Consider the following 19,567-nt stretch of genomic DNA (forward strand, 5'->3'; position numbering starts at 1 on the left):
TCCTATATGCCATCACTTACCGTAGGGACGCGGTACGTTAACATGGAGCTGACATGGGGTCTCTTACTGGAAAATCCGCGATCGTCACGGGCGCGGCAAGCGGGGTCGGTCTGGCCATTGCGCGCAAGTTCCGTGAGGAAGGCGCCCGCATCATGATGGCGGATATCGACGACGAACGGCTGGAGGCCGAGGCCAAATCGCTGTCCAAGGATGGCGATATGGTCCGCAGCTTTTCCTGCGACCTGCGGGAGAAGTTGAGCATCGCCAACCTGATGGCCACCACCATAGATAATTTCGAGCGGGTGGACATTCTGGTAAACGGCTCGCGTCAGGTGCTGTCGCACGATCCGCTGGACCCGCAGGGCGACGTGTTCGATTCGCTGATGCAACAGAACGTCAAGAATGGTCTGCGGTTGAGCCAGATGGTCGCCAAGAAGATGATCGCGCAGGCGGAGGGCAGCGATGCCCGCAATGTCGGCTCCATCGTGAACATCACCTCGATTTCCGCTCAACGAACCCTGCCGGAGCTGTTGGCCTATTCGGTCAGCTGTGCCGCTCTGGACCAGATGACCCGCAGCCTGGCCGTGGCGCTCGCCCCCAAGGGCGTGCGGGTGAACGCCATCGCACTGGGCGGCGTGATGACCGGCCATCTGAAGGAGGCGTTGAAGGAGCGTGAGGAATTGCGCAAGGAGTTGACCGCCGTCACCCCGCTGGGCCGAATCGGCGATGCGGAGGAAGCGGCGGAGGCAGCCCTGTTCCTGGCGTCCGACAGGGCGAGCTTCGTTACCGGGCAAATCCTGGCGGTCGATGGCGGACGCGGCAATTTCGACCCGCTCGACACACCGTCGAGCTGAGGCCCCTCAGCCGTTTTCGCGCAGAACGGCCCCGGCAAGGTAGAGCGATCCGCAAATCAGAACCCGCGCATTCGCGGGGATCGCCTGCAGGGCATCGGCAACCGTGGCGGCGGTGGTCGCAGGCAGGCCCACGGCCTGCGCTGCCTCGGCGGTTTGCTCGGCGCGCAACGTGGCGGCCTCACCGGGAATGGATATTGCGTGCAGATGCTGCGCCTTGGTGGCGAGAGGGCGCAAAAAACCTCCGACATCCTTGGTGTTCAACATGCCGCAGATCAGATGCAGCGGACGCTGGGGCAGCCTGCCGATCGCTTCCGCCACCGCGAGGCCGGCGGCGCTGTTGTGGCCACCGTCCAGCCACAGATCACGCTCCCCCGCCATCGCCACCAGAGGGCCGGTGCGCAGGCGCTGCATCCGCGCGGGCCATTCCGCCTGCGTCACCGCGGCATGGCATCCCGCCTCGGACACACCCAGCGCGCGCAGGGTGGCCAGCGCCGCACCCGCATTCTGCACCTGATGCGCGCCGATCAAAGACGGCAGCGGCAGGTCGAGCAAGCCATCCTCATCGAAATAGGCCATGCGACCCTGATCCTCGTAGGCGTCCCAATCCTGACCGGCGAGGGAGAGTGGCGCACCCAGCGCCTGCGCCCGTGCCTCGATAACCTCACGCGCCTCGTCCTGCTGCCGGGCGATGATACCGGGAACGCCCGGCTTAAGGATCCCCGCCTTCTCCCCCGCGATTTGGGGCAGCGTATCCCCCAGATATTGCTGATGGTCGATGGAAACCGGCGTGATGACGGTCAGGCGCGGTGCGTCCACGACATTGGTGGCATCCAGGCGACCGCCCAGGCCGACCTCCAGAATGGTGTAATCCGCATCCGCGCGGGCAAAGGCCAGCAGGGCCGCGCAGGTCGTGATCTCGAAATAGGTGATCGGCACGCCGCCATTCGCCCGCTCGCATTCCTCCAGCGTGTCCATCAGCGCCTGTTCGGAAATCAAGCCGTCGGGCAGTCTGATACGCTCGTGAAACCGGGCGAGATGCGGGGAGGTGTAGGCACAGACCCGGTGGCCATCGGCCTGCAGCCCGCTGCGGATCATCGCCTGGGTTGAGCCCTTGCCATTCGTGCCCGCGATATGGATGACGGGCGCCAGATCACGCTGCGGATTGCCCAGCGCGTCCAGCAAGCGCCACATCCGGTCGAGGGTCAGGTCGATGATCTTGGGGTGCAGCGACATCAGCCGCTGCAACACCAGATCGGTGCCGCTGTCGCTCATGCGGGTTTGGCGGCCTGCGGTTGCGCGGCGGGTTCCGCCTCCTCCTTTTCGACCACAGGGGTCGGGGGGGGCAGATCCCCGTGACTGCGCGGACGTTCCTTGAGCAGCAGACGCAGCAGCGTTGCCAGTTCATCCCGCATCTTCAACCGATGCACGACGCGATCCAGCATTCCGTGATCCAGCAGATACTCGGCCCGCTGGAAACCCTCGGGCAGCTTTTCCCGGATGGTCTGCTCGATCACACGCGGGCCCGCGAAACAGATCAGGGCGTTCGGCTCCGCGATATGGATGTCGCCCAGCATCGCGTAGCTGGCTGTCACACCACCGGTGGTTGGATGGGTCAGGACGGCGACATAGGGAAGGCCCGCCTCCTTGACCATATCGACAGCGACCGTGCTGCGGGGCATCTGCATCAGACTCAGAATCCCCTCCTGCATCCGCGCGCCCCCGGCGGCGGAAAACAGGATCAGCGGGGCGTGCAGCTCCACCGCGCGCTTGGCGGCCGCGATGATCGCATTGCCGACATACATGCCCATGGAACCGGCCATGAACGAGAAATCCTGCACCGCGACAACGGATGTCAGATCACCGATCTTGCCCTCGGCGACCAGCATCGCCTCATGCTCACCGGTTGATTTTCGTGCATCGGCCAGCCGTTTCGGATAAGGCTTCTGATCCTTGAAATGCAGCGGATCGACAACCGGATCCGTGACCTCCACCGTGGTGAAGAGCCCACCGTCGAACAGCGCGTACAGGCGATCGCGCGGCGTGATGAACATGTGATGATCGCAGGTCGGGCAGGTGTTCAGCGCGTCCGACAGTTCCCTGTGGAACAGCATCGTTCCGCAATTGTCACATTTCGACCAAAGATTTTCCGGCACTTCGCGGCGCGAAAACAGCGAATTTATCATTGGACGGGTGAAGTTGGATATCCAGCTCATGCCAGTGCAGCCCCCAGTGTCTCTTTTCGCTCACCTATATCGCACGCCTGTGGATTGCAACGCCGCGGCACCCTGCCTAGGGTCAGCGGGACTGACACAAATGGAGAGCATCGCATGGCGATCGGAAGCGATATCCGCACATGGTACGAGGGGGAGTGGCACCAGGGCAATACGCCAATCATGGGTGCCGCCGACCATGCCACCTGGCTGGGCACAATGGTCTTCGACGGGGCGCGCACCTTTGGCGGGGTCACACCCGATCTGGACCTGCATTGCCAGCGGATCGTGCGCTCTGCCATCGCGATGGGCATGACGCCGCCGATGGATGCGGCGCGCGTGCTTGAGATCGCGCGGGAGGGCATCGCCCTCTACCCCGACGATGCGGAGCTATACGTGCGCCCGATGATGTGGAGCAAGGAAGGCGGTGAAGCGATGATCGCGGCCAAGGCGGACTCCTGCGCCTTCGCGCTGTGTATCGAGGCGATGCCCCTGCCCGCGATGCAAGCGATCGCGCTGTGCGTATCCCCGTTTCGCCGACCCCGGCCCGACACCGCCCTGACCGAGGCGAAGGCCGCCTGTCTGTATCCCAACAACGGGCGAATGCTGACCGAGGCCCGCAAGCGGGGCTTTGACAACGCCCTGTCACTGGATGATTGGGATCATGTTGCGGAAACGGCCACCGCGAACGTCTTTCTGGTCAAGGATGGCGTCGTGCGCACGCCGGTTCCCAATGGCACGTTCCTCAACGGCATCACGCGGCAGCGGATCATCACGCTGTTGTCGCAGGACGGCATGACGGTGGAGGAAACCTCGCTCGGGGTCGAGGATTTCGCCCAGGCGGATGAGATTTTCCTGACCGGCAACGCCTCCAAGGTTACGGCAGTCAAGCGGTTCGAGGACCGGGAAATGCAGCCCGGCCCGGTGGCCACACGCGCACGGGCGCTGTATTGGTCGTGGTCCGGCGCCGCCTGATCCATTTTCACGAGGACTCTTCAATGACCGACATGCGTTGCATCGAAATCTCGAAACCCGGCGGGCCGGAGGTTCTGGTCGAGGCCCGGCGTCCCATTCCCGTGCCCCAGGCCGGGCAGATCCTGATCCGCACCAAGGCGATCGGCGTGAACCGCCCCGACGCGCTGCATCGCGCCGGATCGTATAATCCGCCCCCCGGCGCCTCCGACCTGCCGGGGCTGGAAGCAGCCGGAGAGGTCACAGCAGTGGGCGAAGGCGTCAGCCGCTGGTCGGTGGGCGACGCGGTCACCGCCCTGCTGCCCGGCGGTGGCTATGCCGAATACGTCACGACACCGGCGGAACATGCGCTGCCGATCCCCGACGGTTATTCGTGGGAGCAGGCAGCGGCGCTGTGCGAAACCTTCTTTACCGTCTGGATCAACGTGTTCGATCGCGGCGGCTTGCAGGCGGGGGAGACGTTCCTCGTCCACGGGGGCACGTCAGGCATCGGCACGACCGCGATTCAATTGGCAAAGGCGCGCGGCGCGCGGGTGATGACCACCGCCGGCACCGATGAGAAATGCGCCCGCTGCCGCGAGCTGGGCGCGGACCTCGCCGTCAACTACCGCGAGGCCGATTTCGTGAAGGAAGCAAAGGCGTTCACCGACGGGCGCGGCCTGGACCTGATTCTCGACATGGTTGGCGGAGACTACATTCCCCGCAATATCAAGGCCCTGGCCGAAGATGGCCGTCTGTCGATGATTGCTTTCCTCGGCGGACCCAAGGCGGAGGTAAACTTCGCGCAGGTCATGGTAAAGCGGCTGGTACTGACCGGATCGACTCTGCGTCCGCGCAGTGATCTGGTAAAGGCGGATCTGGCGCGCGCGGTGGAACGTGAGGTCTGGCCCCTGCTGTCGGCGGGCACGATCGCGCCGGTGATGGACTCGACCTTCCCCCTGGCGGAGGCAGCCAAGGCGCACGCCTACATGGAAAGTTCGGCCCATATCGGAAAGATCGTATTGGTCCCCTGACGATCAGCGCACGGGCGGCAGGCTGGCCGTGCGCGAACAGTCGCGAATCACGTCGCGCCCGCAGCGGCGCGGTTCCAGATCGCGGGTCAGGCAGATGCGCACCTCCTGAATGCGGCCATCCTGGCAGGTTACGGTCACGCCGTCCGCCTCCAGATCGTCATTGGCCTCCAGAAAAGCGGCCTCGATCACCGAAGGGTCGAGCCGCAGAGTCTCACGCACCTGACGCAGGATGTCCGGTCGCTCGATGCTCTCGTAAGCCTCTCGCGACAGGGCGAAATAGTCGGTGGCGCGCAGCCCGGAACACCGACCGTGCTTTTGCCACTGATGCCATGCGGACCCGCCGGTTCCCATGATATCGGCCATCTCGCCGGTTTGGCGCCGCGACGGATCGCCATTGGACGTGCGGCAATAGTCGGGCCAGCCCGTCTCGTATTGCGGCCACAGCCCGTGCAGGACGAAACCCAGCGCCCGGTCGCATTGCGGCGATCCCTGCGCGTCGCCGGTCGCAGCACACCATGAGGGCGACCAGCTCAGGCTCAGCACGTAGTAATCGAACTCTCCGGCCTGATCCTGCTCCCGATGCTGCGAACTGACCGGCAATGCCAGCATGAGAAAGACCAGAAACCATCGCATGTCGAAACCCCTTTATCCTTCGTCCTCTACCGCCTATATACGGTGGGAATTCCCCAAACGGAAACGGACTGCGGCCCCGGCCTACCGATTTCTCGGCACGGGAGAAGATTGCAGTTTTCTGAAAGGCACGACATGGCGCTTCCTATCATGCAGAAAGCCACCGCCGTCTGGCTGGTGGACAACACCACACTCAGCTTCAAGCAGGTCGCGGACTTCACCGGCCTGCACGATCTGGAGGTTCAGGGCATCGCAGACGGCGAGGTCGCGGTCGGGATCAAGGGCTTCGATCCCATCGTGAACAACCAGTTGACGCAGGAAGAAATCACCCGCTGCGAGGAAAACCCCAAGGCCAAGCTGCAATTGAAATACAATGCCGCCGCCGAGGGCGAGCAAAAGCGCAAAGGCCCGCGTTATACTCCACTGTCCAAGCGTCAGGACCGCCCTTCGGCCATTGCGTGGCTGGTCAAGTTCCACCCCGAACTCAGCGACGGCCAGATCTCCAAGCTGGTGGGCACGACCAAGCCGACCATCCAGTCGATCCGCGACCGGACGCACTGGAACATCGCCAATATCCAGACAGTCGATCCGGTGGCATTGGGCATGTGTCGTCAGGGCGAACTGGACGCTGCCGTTGCGAAGGCCGTCGCCGCGAAGGCGAAGAACGGCGATGTGCTGACGGATGATGAAAAGATGCGGCTGATGAGCACGGACGAAAGCCTCGCCTCCGAAAACCGCATTCCCACCGCGATGGAGGGGCTGGAAAACTTCACATTCTCGGACACCGCAGCCGATGCGCCCGAGCGGGAGAAGGCGCTGCCGGACGCGGAGAGCCTGTTCAATCTGCCCGACAGCGATGATGAGGATGAGAGCGACGATTGATCGTCCTCTCCACCGTATTGAAGGGCCGGGGCATCGCTCCGGCCTTTTTGCATGGGCACCGTTAATGGGTTCGCAAGGAACCGACCGCTAGGGTCACTTCGTCAGGCGGAGGGGCGACGTGATCAGATCGAGCGGTAAGGTATGGCTGGGCGCGCAGATTTCGCGGCGCGCGATGGTTGGCAGCCTTGCCGGCATGGCAATCATGCTCCTGCTGACCGGGTTCGAAATGATCGCGATGCACGAACAGCTTGGACGAATCGACGCGATTTCAGCGCAGCAGGTGCTGATCGAACGCCAGATTTCCGATCTGCGCAGCTACGCCACCACCGCGCGGCATCTGTCGTTAGCGTCAGAGGAAACACTGGCAAGACAGGATCTGGTGACGCGGCTCGACCTGCTGACCACGAGGATTTCCGCGCGACAGGATACGTTCGCGTTCGGGCACTCTGCACAGGGGATCGCCGCATCGCTCGACTACAGCCTTGCGAAACTCTTCGCCCTCACGGCGCTCACTCGCAACCCGACGGAAGGCCTGCCGATAGGCGATATCGTCGAGCAGATAGGTCTGCTGGCGGGGGTCGACCTCAATGCAACGCTGCGCGATTGGGCAGACATGCTTTCGGCGGATGCGACGGATGCGCGCGGGCGCATCCGATTCGCATTGATCACGCTGGCGGGAATCGTATTGCTGGCGAGCCTCTCATTATGGCTCTTTGTTCTGCGCCCCCTTTCGCGCACAGTGCTGGACGGCACCGAACACGCACGCGCGCTCGAAGATGCGCTTGCGCATACCGCCGGGCATGATCGGCTGACCGGCCTGCCGAACCGGACCCGTTCCGCCGAGCTGATAGACCGGCACATCACCCGCCGCCGCAAGGAAAGTGTCGGTCTGATTCACCTCAACCTTTGCCATTTCCACATGATAAATGAGGAATTGGGTCATGAGGCGGGCGATCAGGTGTTGGTGGAAACCGCCCGGCGCTTGCTGCAGAGCATCGGTGAGAGGGAGTTTGTGGCACGGATCGGCGGCGATGAGTTTCTGATATTCGCGACTGATGTGCCCACGCCCGACGACCTGATGACACGGGCCGCCGCCCTGCGTCGCACGGTTCGCGAGCCCTTCGACCTGGCGCAGGGGGCGCGCCACATGGATTGCGTGATCGGCGCGGTCTGGTCCGCAACCGGAACGACGGACGCCGAATCGCTGAGCGTTCGGGCAGACATCGCACTGCGCTCCACCCTCAGCGGAGAGGAGGGCCCCCTGCGCCTGTTCACGCAGGCGATGATGGAGGAGGTCGCCCTGCGCGACGCGCTCAGCCGCGAATTGCGCAGGGCCTTGGAAAAAAAGGAGCTGGTCGCATTCTTTCAACCGCAGGTCAGTGCACAGGGTGGGGAAGTGACCGGGTTTGAAGCGCTGATTCGCTGGAACCATCCGACACGCGGCCTGCTATCACCGGCGAAGTTTCTGAAAATAGCGGAGGAGATGGGACTGGCCGATCAGATCGGCGCGCACATGCTGGATCAGGCTCTCGACGCGTGGCAGGGCTGGGCGGCAGCTGGATTCTCCGTACCGCACGTTGCGGTCAACTACTCAGCCGCGCAACTCGCCGACATCCTGCTGGCCGATCGTATCAAGTGGGCTCTCGAACAACGCGACCTGCCGGCGGATTGTCTGGCGCTGGAGGTCGTGGAAACAGTGGCCATCGAAACAGACGATGCGCTGGCCGTCCGCATTATCCGCAACCTTGCCGAGGCAGGCTTCGCGATTGAACTGGACGATTTCGGCACCGGCCATGCCTCGATCGCGAACATCCAGCGCCTGCGCGCCAGCCGGATCAAGATCGACCGCAGTTTCGTATCGGGCATCGACCAACGTCAGGACCTGTCGGTCATGGCGGATGCAATGGTGCGCATGGCCACGGCGCTGGGTGTCAGCACAATTGCGGAGGGGGTCGAAACAGCGGAGGAGCGTGCGAAAGTCACCGCCCTGGGCTGCACATCGCTGCAAGGCTACAACATCGCCCGCCCCATGGCGTTCGAGGATACGCTGCAGTGGCTGGCCGAACATCGCATGCTCAATCACGGGCGAAGGCGCAGTCGCGCGGCCTCGGCATAGGGCCGGTTGCGGTGGCCATCGGGGGGAAAGCCCTTGACCTTTAGCGATGTGACCTGTTGAACGCCTGCATCCCGTCAATATCCGCCGCGCAGGGGCTACTTTGCATGCAAGACGATAACAGAAATCTGATCCTGGCAATGGGGCTCAGCCTCGCTGTGCTGCTTGGCTGGACCGTTCTCTTCCCTCCGGTCGAGCAAACGCCGCTGACAGCCGAGCAACAGGCCGTCCAGCAAGAGCTGCTGGGCGACGTTGCGGATGGCACCCCCGCAGGTAACATCAGCGTGCCCGCAGTCGATACGCCGGTTGTCGAAAATCGAGATGCCGCCCTGACCAGCGTGGATCGTGTTGCGATCCGGACCCCCAGTCTGAGCGGTTCGCTTTCCCTGACTGGCGGACGGGTCGACGATCTGCACCTGACCCACTACCGCGAAACGCTGGATCCCGACAGCGAAACGGTGACTCTGCTCAATCCCGCAGGTGGTCCGGCAGCATATTACGTGCAGCACGGCTGGGCGCCCGCCGGTGGTCTGCCCGCCGATCAGGTTCCCGGTGCGACGACGGAATGGCAGCTCGAAAGCGGTGAGGCCCTGACCCCCGACACGCCCATTACCCTCAGCTGGGACAACGGCGCCGGTCTGATCTTCCGCAAGACGTTTACCGTGGACGATGATTACATGTTCACAGTCACGCAATCCGTGGAAAACACGACCGATGCAGCCGTGCGCATGTACCCCTATGGTATCATCGACCGCATTGGTGAGCCTGAGACCATCGGCTTCTACATCCTGCACGAAGGTGTGGTTCGGGAGAGTGACGGAGAGATCCACGAGATCGACTACGACAACATGCCCGACAACGATTTCGACGTGCGTGAGAACGCGAATGTCGAGCTGATCGACGTCCAGAACAGCGGCTGGATCGGATTTACCGACAAGTACTGGATGACGACCCTGATCCCCGAGGGCGGGCCGTTCACATCGGTGGTGCGCTATTCGGACCGCACGGAATCCTATTCCACCCAGGTGCGGATGCCGGTGGTTGAGGTTGCGGCAGGTTCGCAGACTGACAGCACCTCGCGCCTGTTCGCCGGTGCGAAGGAACGTGACGTGCTGACCCGCTACGAAGACGCGCTGGGTGTGGAACGTTTCGTGGATTCGATCGACTGGGGCTGGTTCTTCTTCCTGACGAAGCCGATCCACTGGCTGCTGACGCTGTTCAACAGCTTCCTCGGCAATTTCGGTGTCTCGATCATCCTCTTGACCCTGTTCATCAAGGCGCTGCTGTTCCCGCTGGCGTACAAATCCTACGTCTCGATGTCGAAGATGAAGAAGCTCCAGCCCGAAATGGAGGCGATCAAGGAAAGGGCCGGTGAGGATCGCGCCAAGCTTCAGCAGGAGATGATGGCCCTCTACAAGAAGGAAAAGGTGAACCCCGCCGCGGGTTGCCTGCCGATCCTGTTGCAGATCCCGATCTTCTTCTCGTTGTACAAGGTGCTGTTCGTCGCGATCGAGATGCGCCAGGCGCCGTTCTTCGGCTGGGTGCAAGATCTCAGCGCGCCCGACCCGACCTCGTGGATGAACCTGTTCGGACTGCTGCCGTTCGAGGCACCGGACCCTGCCAGCTTCATCGCGATCCTGTCGATCGGTGTCTGGCCGATCCTGATGGGCATCACCATGTGGTTGCAGCAGAAACTGAACCCGGCGCCCGCTGACAAGACGCAAGCGATGATCTTCGCGTGGTTGCCCTTCGTGTTCATGTTCATGCTGGGCCGATTCGCCGCAGGATTGGTGATCTACTGGGTGGCGAACAACACCATCACGTTCACGCAGCAATACCTGATCATGCGCAGCCAGGGCGTGAAGGTGGACTTGCTGGGCAACATCCACTCGAAGTTCCGCAAAAAGAAGGACGCGGAGTGATCCGGGTCTCCGCCCTCTGGCGCCATCCGGTGAAGGGGGTGGGGGCGGAACCACTGCAATCGACAATCCTGCGGGCGGGTGAATGCCTGCCCGGGGACCGCGCCTTCGCCATCGCACAACAGGGGGCGGAAACGACCGGCGCCTGGGCTGCATGCCGTAATTTCGTGCGTGGCGCAAAGGCGGGCAGCCTGATGGCCGTATCCGCCCGGCCCGATGGGGATAACTATATCTTCACCCATCCGGACCGGCCCGACCTGCGGGTTGCCCTGCCCGCACAGGGCGATGACCTGATCGAGTGGATCAGACCCCTTTACCCCGACAATCGGCCTGCGCCGGAACGACTGGTCACATCCCGCGAGCAGGGAATGACCGACGCCGCGTTCCCCTCGATCTCCCTCCTGTCGGATGCCTCACGCAGTGCGCTTGGTTCGGCGGCGGACGCGACACTGGATCGCCGGCGGTTCCGGGGCAATATATGGCTGGACGGGCTGGAGCCGTGGGAGGAATGGAACTGGATCGGCAAATGCCTGCGCATCGGGACTGCGCTGTTGGAGGTTCGCGAACGGATCACACGCTGCCGCGCGACTCATGCCAACCCCGTTACAGGGCGCGATGATCTGGATTTGCTGAACGTTCTGGCGCAAAACTGGGGCCACCGCGATTTCGGTGTCTATGCCGTTTGCGTCGAGGGCGGTGAAGTCCATATTGGCGATGAGGCTACCGTGCATGACCGGACCCGATCCTGATACGCTCCACCCGCTCGAACACGCGCCCGGTGTGGTCTTTCTCAAGCCGTTGGCCGCTGGCCGCCCGAATGTCGAGATCGGGGATTTCACCTATTACGACGATCCCGCGCGGCCCGAGGATTTCTTCGAGCGCAACGTCCTCTACCACTACGATTTCATTGGCGACTGCCTGCGGATCGGCGCGTTCTGTGCCATCGCCACGGGCGCACGGTTCATGATGAATGGCGGCGCACATGCCATGGGCGGGTTTTCGACCTTTCCGTTCAATATTTTCGGTCATGGCTGGCAGGAGGGGTTTGATCCCGCCACATGGGTGGCCGAACAGCGCGGCGATACCATCGTTGGAGCCGATGTCTGGATCGGGCGGGACGCCACGATCATGCCCGGTGTGACCATCGGGGCCGGTGCGATCATCGCGACCGGCGCAATGGTCACCCGCGACGTCGCCCCCTATGCCATCGTCGCGGGCAATCCCGCGGTCGAGATTCGCCGCCGGTTCGACGCCGACATCGTGGACAGGTTGCTGGGGATCGCCTGGTGGGACTGGCCGGTGGACAGGATCACGCGCAACCTCAACGCGATCCGCGCCGCCGATATCGACGCGCTGGCGAACGCAATTTGATCTCGCACCCGGACGGCGCATGAAGTATCCCGAAGCTCACCGTCCGGGCCGATCGCCCGCGACATGGACAATTCTGGAAGGTGCCGCCCCATGACCCCTCGTTTCCCACTGGCCGAAACACCGGACGCGGCGGCGCTGGCAAAGGGCCGCTCGCTGTTTCTGGGCCCGTGCGAATTCGTGAAGGGCGTGGTCGCGATGGAGGGCTTGCCCCCAGCGGACCGACTGGAATTCTGCATGGCGGGCCGCTCGAACGTGGGCAAGTCCAGCCTGATCAACGCGCTGACCGGACGCAAGGCATTGGCGCGGACCTCGAACACACCCGGCCGCACGCAGGAGATCAACTTCTTCGCGCTGGCCGACACGCATTACATGGTCGATCTGCCGGGCTACGGCTTCGCCAAGGCACCCGTTGCGGTGGTCGCGAAATGGCAGGCGCTGCTCAAGAACTATCTGGCCGGGCGCCAGACCCTGCGTCGTGTCTTCCTGCTGATCGACAGCCGCCATGGCGCAAAGGAAGTGGATGAGGAAATCATGTCCGTGCTCGACCGCGCGGCGGTACCCTTTCACACCGTGATGACCAAGATCGACAAACCGCGCCCGGCTGAGCTGGAAGCATCGCTGGAGCGCACCCGGCAGATCATCGCCAAGCATCCGACCGCCTATCCGGAAATCATACTGACCTCCTCCGACAAGGGGGACGGGGTCGAGACCCTGCGCGCGATCATCGCGGGCCTGAACTGAGAGTTGGGGATGGAACTGATGGAAAAATCGACTGCATCGAGCCGCGACTGGCTCGCCACCGCGCGCACACTGTCCGAGGCGCTGCCCTATCTGCAACGCTATGACGGTGCGACGGTCGTGGTCAAATTCGGCGGTCACGCAATGTCCGACGACGCGGCGATGGAACGCTTCGCCCGCGATATCGTCCTGATGAAGCAATGCAACGTGCATCCGGTCGTGGTTCACGGCGGCGGGCCGCAGATCAACCAGATGCTGGAACGGCTCGCCATCAAATCCGAATTCATCGACGGCAAGCGCGTGACGGATGAGGCAACGGTCGAGGTCGTCGAAATGGTGCTGGCCGGTCGCATCAACAAGCAGATCGTACAGGCGATCAACGATCAGGGGGGGCGCGCCGTCGGGTTGAGCGGCAAGGACGCCAAGCTGATCGTGTGCGACAAGGCCACCAAGACCCGCAAGGATCCTGACAGCAATATCGAGAAGGTGCTAGACCTCGGTTTCGTCGGGGAACCGTCGGAGGTGAATCCCGGCGTGATCAAGCTGTTCACCGACAGCGATTTCATCCCCGTCGTGGCCCCGATCGGCGCAGGTCGCAACGGTGAGACGTTCAACATCAACGGCGACACCGCCGCCGGGGCGCTGGCCGGTGCATTGAAGGCGGATCGCCTGCTGCTGCTGACCGATGTCGCCGGAGTCAAGGACGCCGACGGCGATGTGGTCACGCGCCTGACCCCCGCCGACGTGCGCCGCCTGACGGATGAGGGTGTCATCTCCGGCGGGATGATCCCCAAGACGGAAACGGCCCTGCACGCGATGGAAAAGGGCGTCGGTGCCGTGGTCATCCTGGACGGGCGCGCGCCCCATGCCTGTTTGCTGGAACTGTTCACGGAACATGGTGCGGGAACCCTCATCAAGGCCTGATCGCCATGGCCAACGCCCTTGCCGCTGGCATCGGGCGGTTCGATTTTTCCCGCAACGTCCTTGATTATGACAAGGGTTTAATTCGGTATTGCTGCATGAAGAGAATCGTTTTGATCCGCCACGCAAAGTCCTCCTGGTCCGATCCAGATCAAGAGGATATCGCGCGCCCCCTCAACCAACGCGGGCGTTTGTCCGCAGCGCTGATGGCCGCACAGATCGTTGAGCTCGATGCGGTCCCGGACGCCGTATGGCTGTCGCCCGCCGCCCGCACGGTGGAGACGTGGGAGCGCATGAAGCCGATCCTGGGTGAGGTCGAGGCGGAAACGCACAAGGCGCTCTATATGGCCGATCCGGACACGATGCTGAAAATCCTGCAGTCCACGTCGTCCAAGGCCAAAACGGTGGCAATCGTGGGGCATCAGCCCGGCGTCAGTGCCTTCGCGCGCAAGTTGTCCGACGGAAAAATCGGGCCGACCTGCGCACGGGCCTTTACCCATTTTCCGACAGCCGGGCTGGCAATCCTGTCCACTCAGGAGGAAAAGTGGTCAAAGGTGACATTCAAGTCGTGCCGGTTCGAACATTTCTCGGTTCCCAAGGACCTGGTATGACCCCCACCACCGGGACACCCTTGTAGTCGCATCAGGGTGTATACACTTGATAACCAGTGGAGTTGGAGGGAATCACATGAATGCCATTCGATCTATGGTCCGGGCCGCTCAAACGATCGTGTCGGGTCGCAACGCGGATATTTTCATCGAAATTTCCAATGCGACGGGCGTGTCCGCGTTCCGTCTGGCCGGTATGACGCGGTCTGAAATCCTGCAAACGATCCGTGATGCGGGCATTCCCCTGTCCACGATTCCGATTCACATCGTCCATGCGCTCGGTCTGGTTCACGCCGACTGATCGGCGCAACCTACTGGTTTTCATGCCATCATACAGTTGAGGCTGGCCCCTGCGGGGGCTAGGGTTGCGCCATACCCACCGGCGGGCGGGACCATCTGTAGGAGGGGGCAATGGCAACCGAAGTCGCGACCGATCCTCTTTTGCTGTCTGCCGCCATCTTCCTTGGTTCTGCCGTCATCGCCGTTCCGATCTTCAACCGGCTGGGTTTGGGATCTGTGCTGGGCTATCTGGCCGCCGGAGCCGTGATCGGACCGTTCGGGCTGGGCCTGTTCAGCGATGTGGACGGGATCCTGCACTTTGCCGAGTTCGGCGTCGTCCTGCTGTTGTTCATCATCGGTCTGGAGCTCAAGCCCGCGCGGCTGTGGCGATTGCGGTCCGACATTTTCGGGCTGGGAACGCTGCAAATCGTCCTAACCGGAGCGATCATCGCCGGGTTCTGTTATCTGGCGGGAGTGTCCGTTCCCACGTCCATCGTGACCGGGGGCGCGCTGGCGCTCAGTTCGACCGCATTCGGTGTGCAGATCCTGCGAGAGAAACAGGACCTGAACGCGCCCTACGGCGACCGGGCGTTTTCCATCCTGCTGGCGCAGGATCTCGCCATTGTGCCTCTGTTTACTTTGGTCGCGCTCCTCGGCCCGGCCTCCACGCCGGAGGGGAACGTCTGGATTGAAGGTGGCATCGCGGTGGGGGCCGTGCTGGCGCTCTACGTGACGATCCGGTATTTGATGCGCCCGTTTTTCAGGGTGATGGCCGCTACCGGCTCAAACGAATTGTTCCTGTCCGCGGCATTGCTCGTGGTGATCTGCGCGGCTCTGTTGATGAACGCGGCCGGGCTGTCCATGGCGCTGGGGGCGTTCATCGCAGGCGTCCTGCTGGCGGAGAGCGAGTTTCGCCACCAGTTGGAAACGGATATCGAGCCGTTTCGCGGATTGCTGCTGGGCCTGTTCTTCATGGGCTTCGGGATGACGCTCGACTGGTCGCTCATTGCGGATTTCTGGTGGATCGTCATCGGCGGGGCGCTGGGGTTGTTCGCGGTCAAGGCGCTGGTGCTGTACGGGCTGTCGCGGTTGTTCCGCTCCCCCCATGCCGACGCGCTGCGGATCGCGGCGACCATCGGTCAGGGGGGGGAATTCGCCTTTGTCATGGTGTCCCTCGCGACCAGCGCCGGGATCATGAGCGGGACTGTCCCCGCCACGCTATCGGCCATCGTCACATTGTCCATGGTGCTGACACCCGGCGCTGTCGCGGTTGCGGAACGCATCCTCGACCGTGGGGAGGACGAGACCGCCGACGGAATGAACGGCCCGGACGCGGCAAAGCAGACGCGGGCCATCGTCGCGGGGTTCGGGCGTGTGGGGCAGATCGTCGCGCGGCTGCTCAGAATGCGGGGGGTCGAAGTTACGATCATCGACAACTCCCCCCGCCGCATCCGCATCGCGGAAACCTTTGGCACACGCGTTTATTTTGGCGACGCCCGCAGGCTCGACATTATGGAGAGTGCCGGGGCAGGACGCGCGGATATTCTTTTTCTGTGCATAGACGACAGGCACGGAGGCGTCGAAACGGTGGAGAAACTGCGCGAGCGGTTCCCCCAGCTGAAGATATTCGCCGACACCTATGATCGCTTCTCTGAGAACCTGATGCGCGCGGCCGGCGCTGATTTCGTCGTTCGTGAAAAGTTCGAAAGCGCGCTTCTGCTGGCGCGTCGTGGGCTAGAGGAACTGGGCGACGCGGAAATCTGCGACGATCTGATCGAGGAATTCCGCCGGCGGGACGAGGAACGCCTGCAACTGGAAACCCAGCATGGTTCCGTCAAGGCGTTGGAGATGTTGCGCCAGAAATACGTGTTGGATGAGGAATAGCGCACGCCGCATACCGTGCAGCGATCCGTAAATTTCGGCACGCAGGGGGCGGCGGTTCATCTTTGCTCCACTGCCCTCGGACCCAAGTTGCGGTTTTACAAGATCACCTTGGGTTCACCGCACCCCGGCACACCATCGCAAACATGAAAGACCGCGCCTGACAGGGGGTCGGCGGCGCGGGCGGCCGCGTCCATTCCTTCATAGGCGGTGGTCGCGTACAGGGTCCCTTCCGGCGTCAGGGCCGGGCATGTGACCTGCGCCACCGGCAGATGTTCCACATGATCCACCCGCCCATCGGGCGCATGCCGCACGATCTGTCCGCCCCCCCAGCGCGCCGACCAGATATAGCCATCCGCATCGCAAATCGCGCCGTCACATCCTTCGGCCTCCACAAAGAGTTGCCGCCCCGCGACAGGCCAGCCCTGCCCGTCCAGCGCGACGGTCCAGATCGTTTTGGCCGCCGTATCCGAGAAATACATCCGGTCCCCCTGCGGTGCGAAGCAGATCGAGTTGCAGATGGTGATGCGGTCGAACATCTTGCGGATTTCGCCACGATAGTAGCGATATATCGCCCCCGCACCCGGCTCTGCCCTCCGGCCCATCGTTCCGATCCAGAATCCCCCATGCGGGTCCGCGCGCCCGTCATTCGAGCGGGTGGCGGAATTGTCCGCCTCCAGTGGCGCGACGAGGGTCCGCGCCCCGTCGTCGATGTCGAACATCCACAGGCCGGTTTCGCTGGCGATCAACAGCGTGTTGTGATCGATCCAGCCCGCCGCGGAATGGGCTTCGTCAAAGGACCAGTCGCGCGCCTTGGTGTAGAGCCGCTTGCCCAGAATATCGAACCAGAACAACTCGCCACGGTCGGGGTGCCACAGCGGCCCCTCCCCCAGTTCGCACAGACGGTCGTCATAGATCTCAGCCATCGAAGACCCCGTCATAGGCCGTGACGACGGCTGCGGCCCGGTCCGCCACCTCCCGCGGGGACATCCCCGGTTTGTAGAGGGCGGAGCCGAGGCCGAAGCCATCCGCGCTGGCCGCCGCCCAGTCGGCAAAGTTCGACGACCGCGCCCCACCCACAGCATAGACCAGCGTCCCCTCGGGCAGCACGGCGCGTATAGCTTTCAAGCCCTCGATCCCCGCCATGCCTGCGGGAAACAGTTTCAGCGCGTCGGCTCCGGTCTTGAGGGCGGCGAAACATTCGCTGGGCGTGAAAACCCCGGGAAAGGACTTCATTCTTAGGGTTTTCGTGCATCGGATCACTTGCAAGTCGCAATTGGGGGATACGATGAAGGTGGCCCCGGTTTCCTTAACCGCGGCGACCTGCTTTGTGGTTAGAACCGTGCCCGCGCCCAGTTCGGCACGATCCCCCACCGCGCCGACCATGTTGCGGATCGAGGTCAGCGGATCGGGGGAGTTCAGCGGCACCTCGATACGGGTGATGCCCGCCGTGACCAGAACCTCGGCAATCGCGGCTGCCGCCTGCGGCTCAACCCCGCGCAGGATCGCGATCAGATGCCTCATGATGCCTCCCGTGCGGCGATCAGGCCCGCCAGTACCATAGCGGTTCCGTCGTGACACTGTGCTGTCAGGCCCACGGCCTCCAGCGCGGCGCGATAGGTTTCGGTCACGTTCGGCGCGCCGATCAGGGCGACCTCCTGCCCCAACCAATATGGCTTCATCGCCGCCAGTTCCACACCGAGCAGGGTTCCCCACAATCGCGCCCGCGCCGCTGCACCGTCGCTGCCGTTGAGCACTTCCGCAGCCCGAATGCCGAACAATGCCGTGGCCAGCCGTTCGGGCCGTGAAAGCGCGTCGTCCAGCGCCGTTGCGAAAGCCTCCCCGTCCCATCCGTCGCCAACCGAATGATTCAGGACGGAGCGTTGCTCCAGCAACTGAAACAACTCACCCGTCATAGCGGTGCGGAAATGGCAAAGCTCGCCCGCGCTGATCCGCGCCCATTTCGTATGGGTTCCAGGCAGGCACAGCACGCCGTCGAAATCCGGCTGCCCGGACAGGAAACCGGCGATCTGCGTTTCCTCACCCCGCATCACGTCCGTCGGTTCGGCCTGCGATGCGCCTGACAGGATGTGCACGGTCAAGCGCGGATCCTGCGTCGGGGCGATGACGGAACGCGCGGCGGGCGCGCATGGCACGGGTTGATAGGGTGCCTCGACCCAACCCTCCCGCGATCCGACCGTTCCGCAGGCCCAGAGGTCCACTGGCCCGTCGATCCAGTCGGATACCAACGTCAGCAGGGTACCCTCGAACTGGTCGCGGTCCAGCACGCTTCCGCCCGCGTCCGAGGTCGCCTGGGCCACGACATCGCGTCCGTTCATGGCCCAGACCCGCAGGTTCGACATGCCCCAATCAGCGGCGATCCATTCAGCTTTCATCATCCGGTAAACACCACGCCCCCATCCACGACCAGTGCCTGAGCGGTCATCATCCGACTGGCCTTTGAGGCCAGAAACAAAGTTGCATCCACGATGTCCCGCGCGACGAGGTGCTCCTTCAGACATTGCCCGTTCAGATGCTCCCGCAGCGACTCCTCGGTGGCCCACAAGTCCATCTGACGATCAGTCAGGACCCAGCCGGGGACCAGCGCGTTGACACGGATCGCGTCCGGCCCGAACTCACGCGCATGGGTGCGCGTCAGACCCAGAATCGCCGCCTTCGCCGCGACATAGGCCGGATAGCCCGCATTGGCCATGCCATAGGACGCGGAGGAGAAGTTGATGATCGCACCGCCCCCCGCCGCGCGCATTCCGGGCACCACATGCTGCGTGGTAAAGAAATGTGGGCGCAGATTGACCGCGTGGTTCCAGTCCCAATCCTCGACCGAGTAGTCCAACGTGTCGTGCCGCGTATCGTTCGCGGCATTGTTTACCAGAACCGTGATCGCGCCGAACTTGTCTGCCGCCTCATCCATGCAGAATTTGAGGTGATCGATATCGGTAATATCGCATTTCATGAAGTGCGGACGGTTGGCGTGCTCACGCTCCATCCGGTCGCAGAATTCCGTCGCATCGGAGCGTTGGACGAAACTGACATGCGCCCCAGCAGCAAGGAACCCTTCCGTCAGGGAGGCCCCGATACCGGAGCCGCCGCCGGTGATGAAGACCGACTGTCCGGCAAGGTCATGAAAGGTCGCGTATTCGGTCATCAATGGCTCT

General features: G+C 63.2%; 20 protein-coding genes. 13 read left to right on the forward strand and 7 right to left on the reverse strand.

Annotated elements, in window-relative coordinates; all coding sequences use genetic code 11:
• Window positions 1-53 precede the first annotated feature (53 nt).
• Window positions 54-854, forward strand: a complete 801-nt coding sequence (locus tag H1S03_RS06950; protein ID WP_166189468.1) for an SDR family NAD(P)-dependent oxidoreductase — start codon at window positions 54-56, stop codon at window positions 852-854.
• Window positions 855-860: 6 nt separating this feature from the next.
• Here the strand turns inward: H1S03_RS06950 and H1S03_RS06955 are convergent, their stop codons facing one another.
• Window positions 861-2,126 carry a bifunctional folylpolyglutamate synthase/dihydrofolate synthase gene (locus tag H1S03_RS06955; protein ID WP_185803769.1) on the reverse strand — a complete coding sequence of 422 codons (1,266 nt, stop codon included), beginning with the start codon at window positions 2,124-2,126 and terminating at the stop codon, window positions 861-863.
• Window positions 2,123-3,067: an acetyl-CoA carboxylase, carboxyltransferase subunit beta gene (accD, locus tag H1S03_RS06960; protein ID WP_185803770.1), complete on the reverse strand. Its 945-nt coding sequence runs from the start codon at window positions 3,065-3,067 to the stop codon at window positions 2,123-2,125. The genes H1S03_RS06955 and accD overlap by 4 nt, the downstream gene beginning before the upstream one ends.
• A gap of 114 nt (window positions 3,068-3,181) precedes the next feature.
• Between accD and H1S03_RS06965 the strand changes: the two genes are divergently transcribed.
• Both H1S03_RS06965 and H1S03_RS06970 read left to right on the forward strand, forming a co-directional pair.
• Complete coding sequence (locus H1S03_RS06965; protein WP_185803771.1) at window positions 3,182-4,039, forward strand: branched-chain amino acid aminotransferase; 858 nt, start codon at window positions 3,182-3,184, stop codon at window positions 4,037-4,039.
• Between the two features lie 23 nt (window positions 4,040-4,062).
• On the forward strand, window positions 4,063-5,049 hold the full coding sequence (locus tag H1S03_RS06970; RefSeq protein ID WP_185803772.1) for an NAD(P)H-quinone oxidoreductase: 987 nt from the start codon (window positions 4,063-4,065) through the stop codon (window positions 5,047-5,049).
• A 3-nt stretch (window positions 5,050-5,052) separates the two neighbouring features.
• On the opposite strand, the gene H1S03_RS06975 is transcribed toward H1S03_RS06970, so the two are convergent.
• A complete protein-coding gene (locus H1S03_RS06975; RefSeq protein WP_185803773.1) occupies window positions 5,053-5,682 on the reverse strand; it encodes a ribonuclease T2 family protein in 630 nt (209 codons plus the stop codon).
• 132 nt (window positions 5,683-5,814) lie between these two features.
• On the opposite strand from H1S03_RS06975, the gene H1S03_RS06980 reads away from it, so the two are divergent.
• From H1S03_RS06980 to H1S03_RS07025, 10 genes are all read left to right on the forward strand, one after another.
• Window positions 5,815-6,561: a DUF1013 domain-containing protein gene (locus tag H1S03_RS06980; RefSeq protein ID WP_185803774.1), complete on the forward strand. Its 747-nt coding sequence runs from the start codon at window positions 5,815-5,817 to the stop codon at window positions 6,559-6,561.
• Window positions 6,562-6,679: 118 nt separating this feature from the next.
• Window positions 6,680-8,677 (forward strand): EAL domain-containing protein, encoded by a 1,998-nt coding sequence (locus H1S03_RS06985; RefSeq protein WP_185803775.1) that lies wholly within the window; start codon window positions 6,680-6,682, stop codon window positions 8,675-8,677.
• Between the two features lie 104 nt (window positions 8,678-8,781).
• Window positions 8,782-10,596 (forward strand): membrane protein insertase YidC, encoded by a 1,815-nt coding sequence (gene yidC / locus H1S03_RS06990; RefSeq protein WP_185803776.1) that lies wholly within the window; start codon window positions 8,782-8,784, stop codon window positions 10,594-10,596.
• Entirely contained in the window at window positions 10,593-11,342 is a 750-nt protein-coding gene (locus H1S03_RS17715; RefSeq protein WP_185803777.1) for an MOSC domain-containing protein, read from the forward strand. The genes yidC and H1S03_RS17715 overlap by 4 nt, the downstream gene beginning before the upstream one ends.
• The gene (locus H1S03_RS07000) at window positions 11,323-11,964 is read left to right on the forward strand and encodes a CatB-related O-acetyltransferase (RefSeq protein ID WP_185803778.1); all 642 of its coding nucleotides are present in this window, start codon (window positions 11,323-11,325) and stop codon (window positions 11,962-11,964) included. The genes H1S03_RS17715 and H1S03_RS07000 overlap by 20 nt, the downstream gene beginning before the upstream one ends.
• Before the next feature lie 90 nt (window positions 11,965-12,054).
• Window positions 12,055-12,705: a ribosome biogenesis GTP-binding protein YihA/YsxC gene (gene yihA, locus H1S03_RS07005; RefSeq protein ID WP_185803779.1), complete on the forward strand. Its 651-nt coding sequence runs from the start codon at window positions 12,055-12,057 to the stop codon at window positions 12,703-12,705.
• An 18-nt stretch (window positions 12,706-12,723) separates the two neighbouring features.
• Entirely contained in the window at window positions 12,724-13,626 is a 903-nt protein-coding gene (argB, locus tag H1S03_RS07010) for an acetylglutamate kinase (protein WP_166189441.1), read from the forward strand.
• Between the two features lie 95 nt (window positions 13,627-13,721).
• Complete coding sequence (locus H1S03_RS07015; RefSeq protein ID WP_185803780.1) at window positions 13,722-14,234, forward strand: SixA phosphatase family protein; 513 nt, start codon at window positions 13,722-13,724, stop codon at window positions 14,232-14,234.
• 76 nt (window positions 14,235-14,310) lie between these two features.
• Window positions 14,311-14,532 (forward strand): hypothetical protein, encoded by a 222-nt coding sequence (locus H1S03_RS07020; RefSeq protein ID WP_185803781.1) that lies wholly within the window; start codon window positions 14,311-14,313, stop codon window positions 14,530-14,532.
• A gap of 110 nt (window positions 14,533-14,642) precedes the next feature.
• The gene (locus H1S03_RS07025) at window positions 14,643-16,394 is read left to right on the forward strand and encodes a monovalent cation:proton antiporter-2 (CPA2) family protein (protein WP_185803782.1); all 1,752 of its coding nucleotides are present in this window, start codon (window positions 14,643-14,645) and stop codon (window positions 16,392-16,394) included.
• Between the two features lie 95 nt (window positions 16,395-16,489).
• On the opposite strand, the gene H1S03_RS07030 is transcribed toward H1S03_RS07025, so the two are convergent.
• The 4 genes from H1S03_RS07030 to H1S03_RS07045 are packed head-to-tail and all read right to left on the reverse strand — an operon-like array spanning window position 16,490 to window position 19,557.
• Window positions 16,490-17,317: an SMP-30/gluconolactonase/LRE family protein gene (locus H1S03_RS07030; RefSeq protein ID WP_185803783.1), complete on the reverse strand. Its 828-nt coding sequence runs from the start codon at window positions 17,315-17,317 to the stop codon at window positions 16,490-16,492.
• Entirely contained in the window at window positions 17,310-17,918 is a 609-nt protein-coding gene (locus H1S03_RS07035; RefSeq protein ID WP_185803830.1) for a 2-dehydro-3-deoxy-6-phosphogalactonate aldolase, read from the reverse strand. Before H1S03_RS07035 ends, H1S03_RS07030 begins: the two co-directional genes overlap by 8 nt.
• Window positions 17,912-18,790, reverse strand: coding sequence for a 2-dehydro-3-deoxygalactonokinase (locus H1S03_RS07040; protein WP_249777834.1), 879 nt, complete (start codon window positions 18,788-18,790; stop codon window positions 17,912-17,914). The genes H1S03_RS07035 and H1S03_RS07040 overlap by 7 nt, the downstream gene beginning before the upstream one ends.
• A complete protein-coding gene (locus tag H1S03_RS07045; protein ID WP_185803784.1) occupies window positions 18,787-19,557 on the reverse strand; it encodes an SDR family NAD(P)-dependent oxidoreductase in 771 nt (256 codons plus the stop codon). The genes H1S03_RS07040 and H1S03_RS07045 overlap by 4 nt, the downstream gene beginning before the upstream one ends.
• Between the last annotated feature and the right edge of the window lie 10 nt (window positions 19,558-19,567).

Origin of the sequence: Pontivivens nitratireducens (genome assembly GCF_014235845.1) — a bacterium.
GTDB classification, from domain to species: Bacteria; Pseudomonadota; Alphaproteobacteria; order Rhodobacterales; family Rhodobacteraceae; genus Pontivivens; species Pontivivens nitratireducens.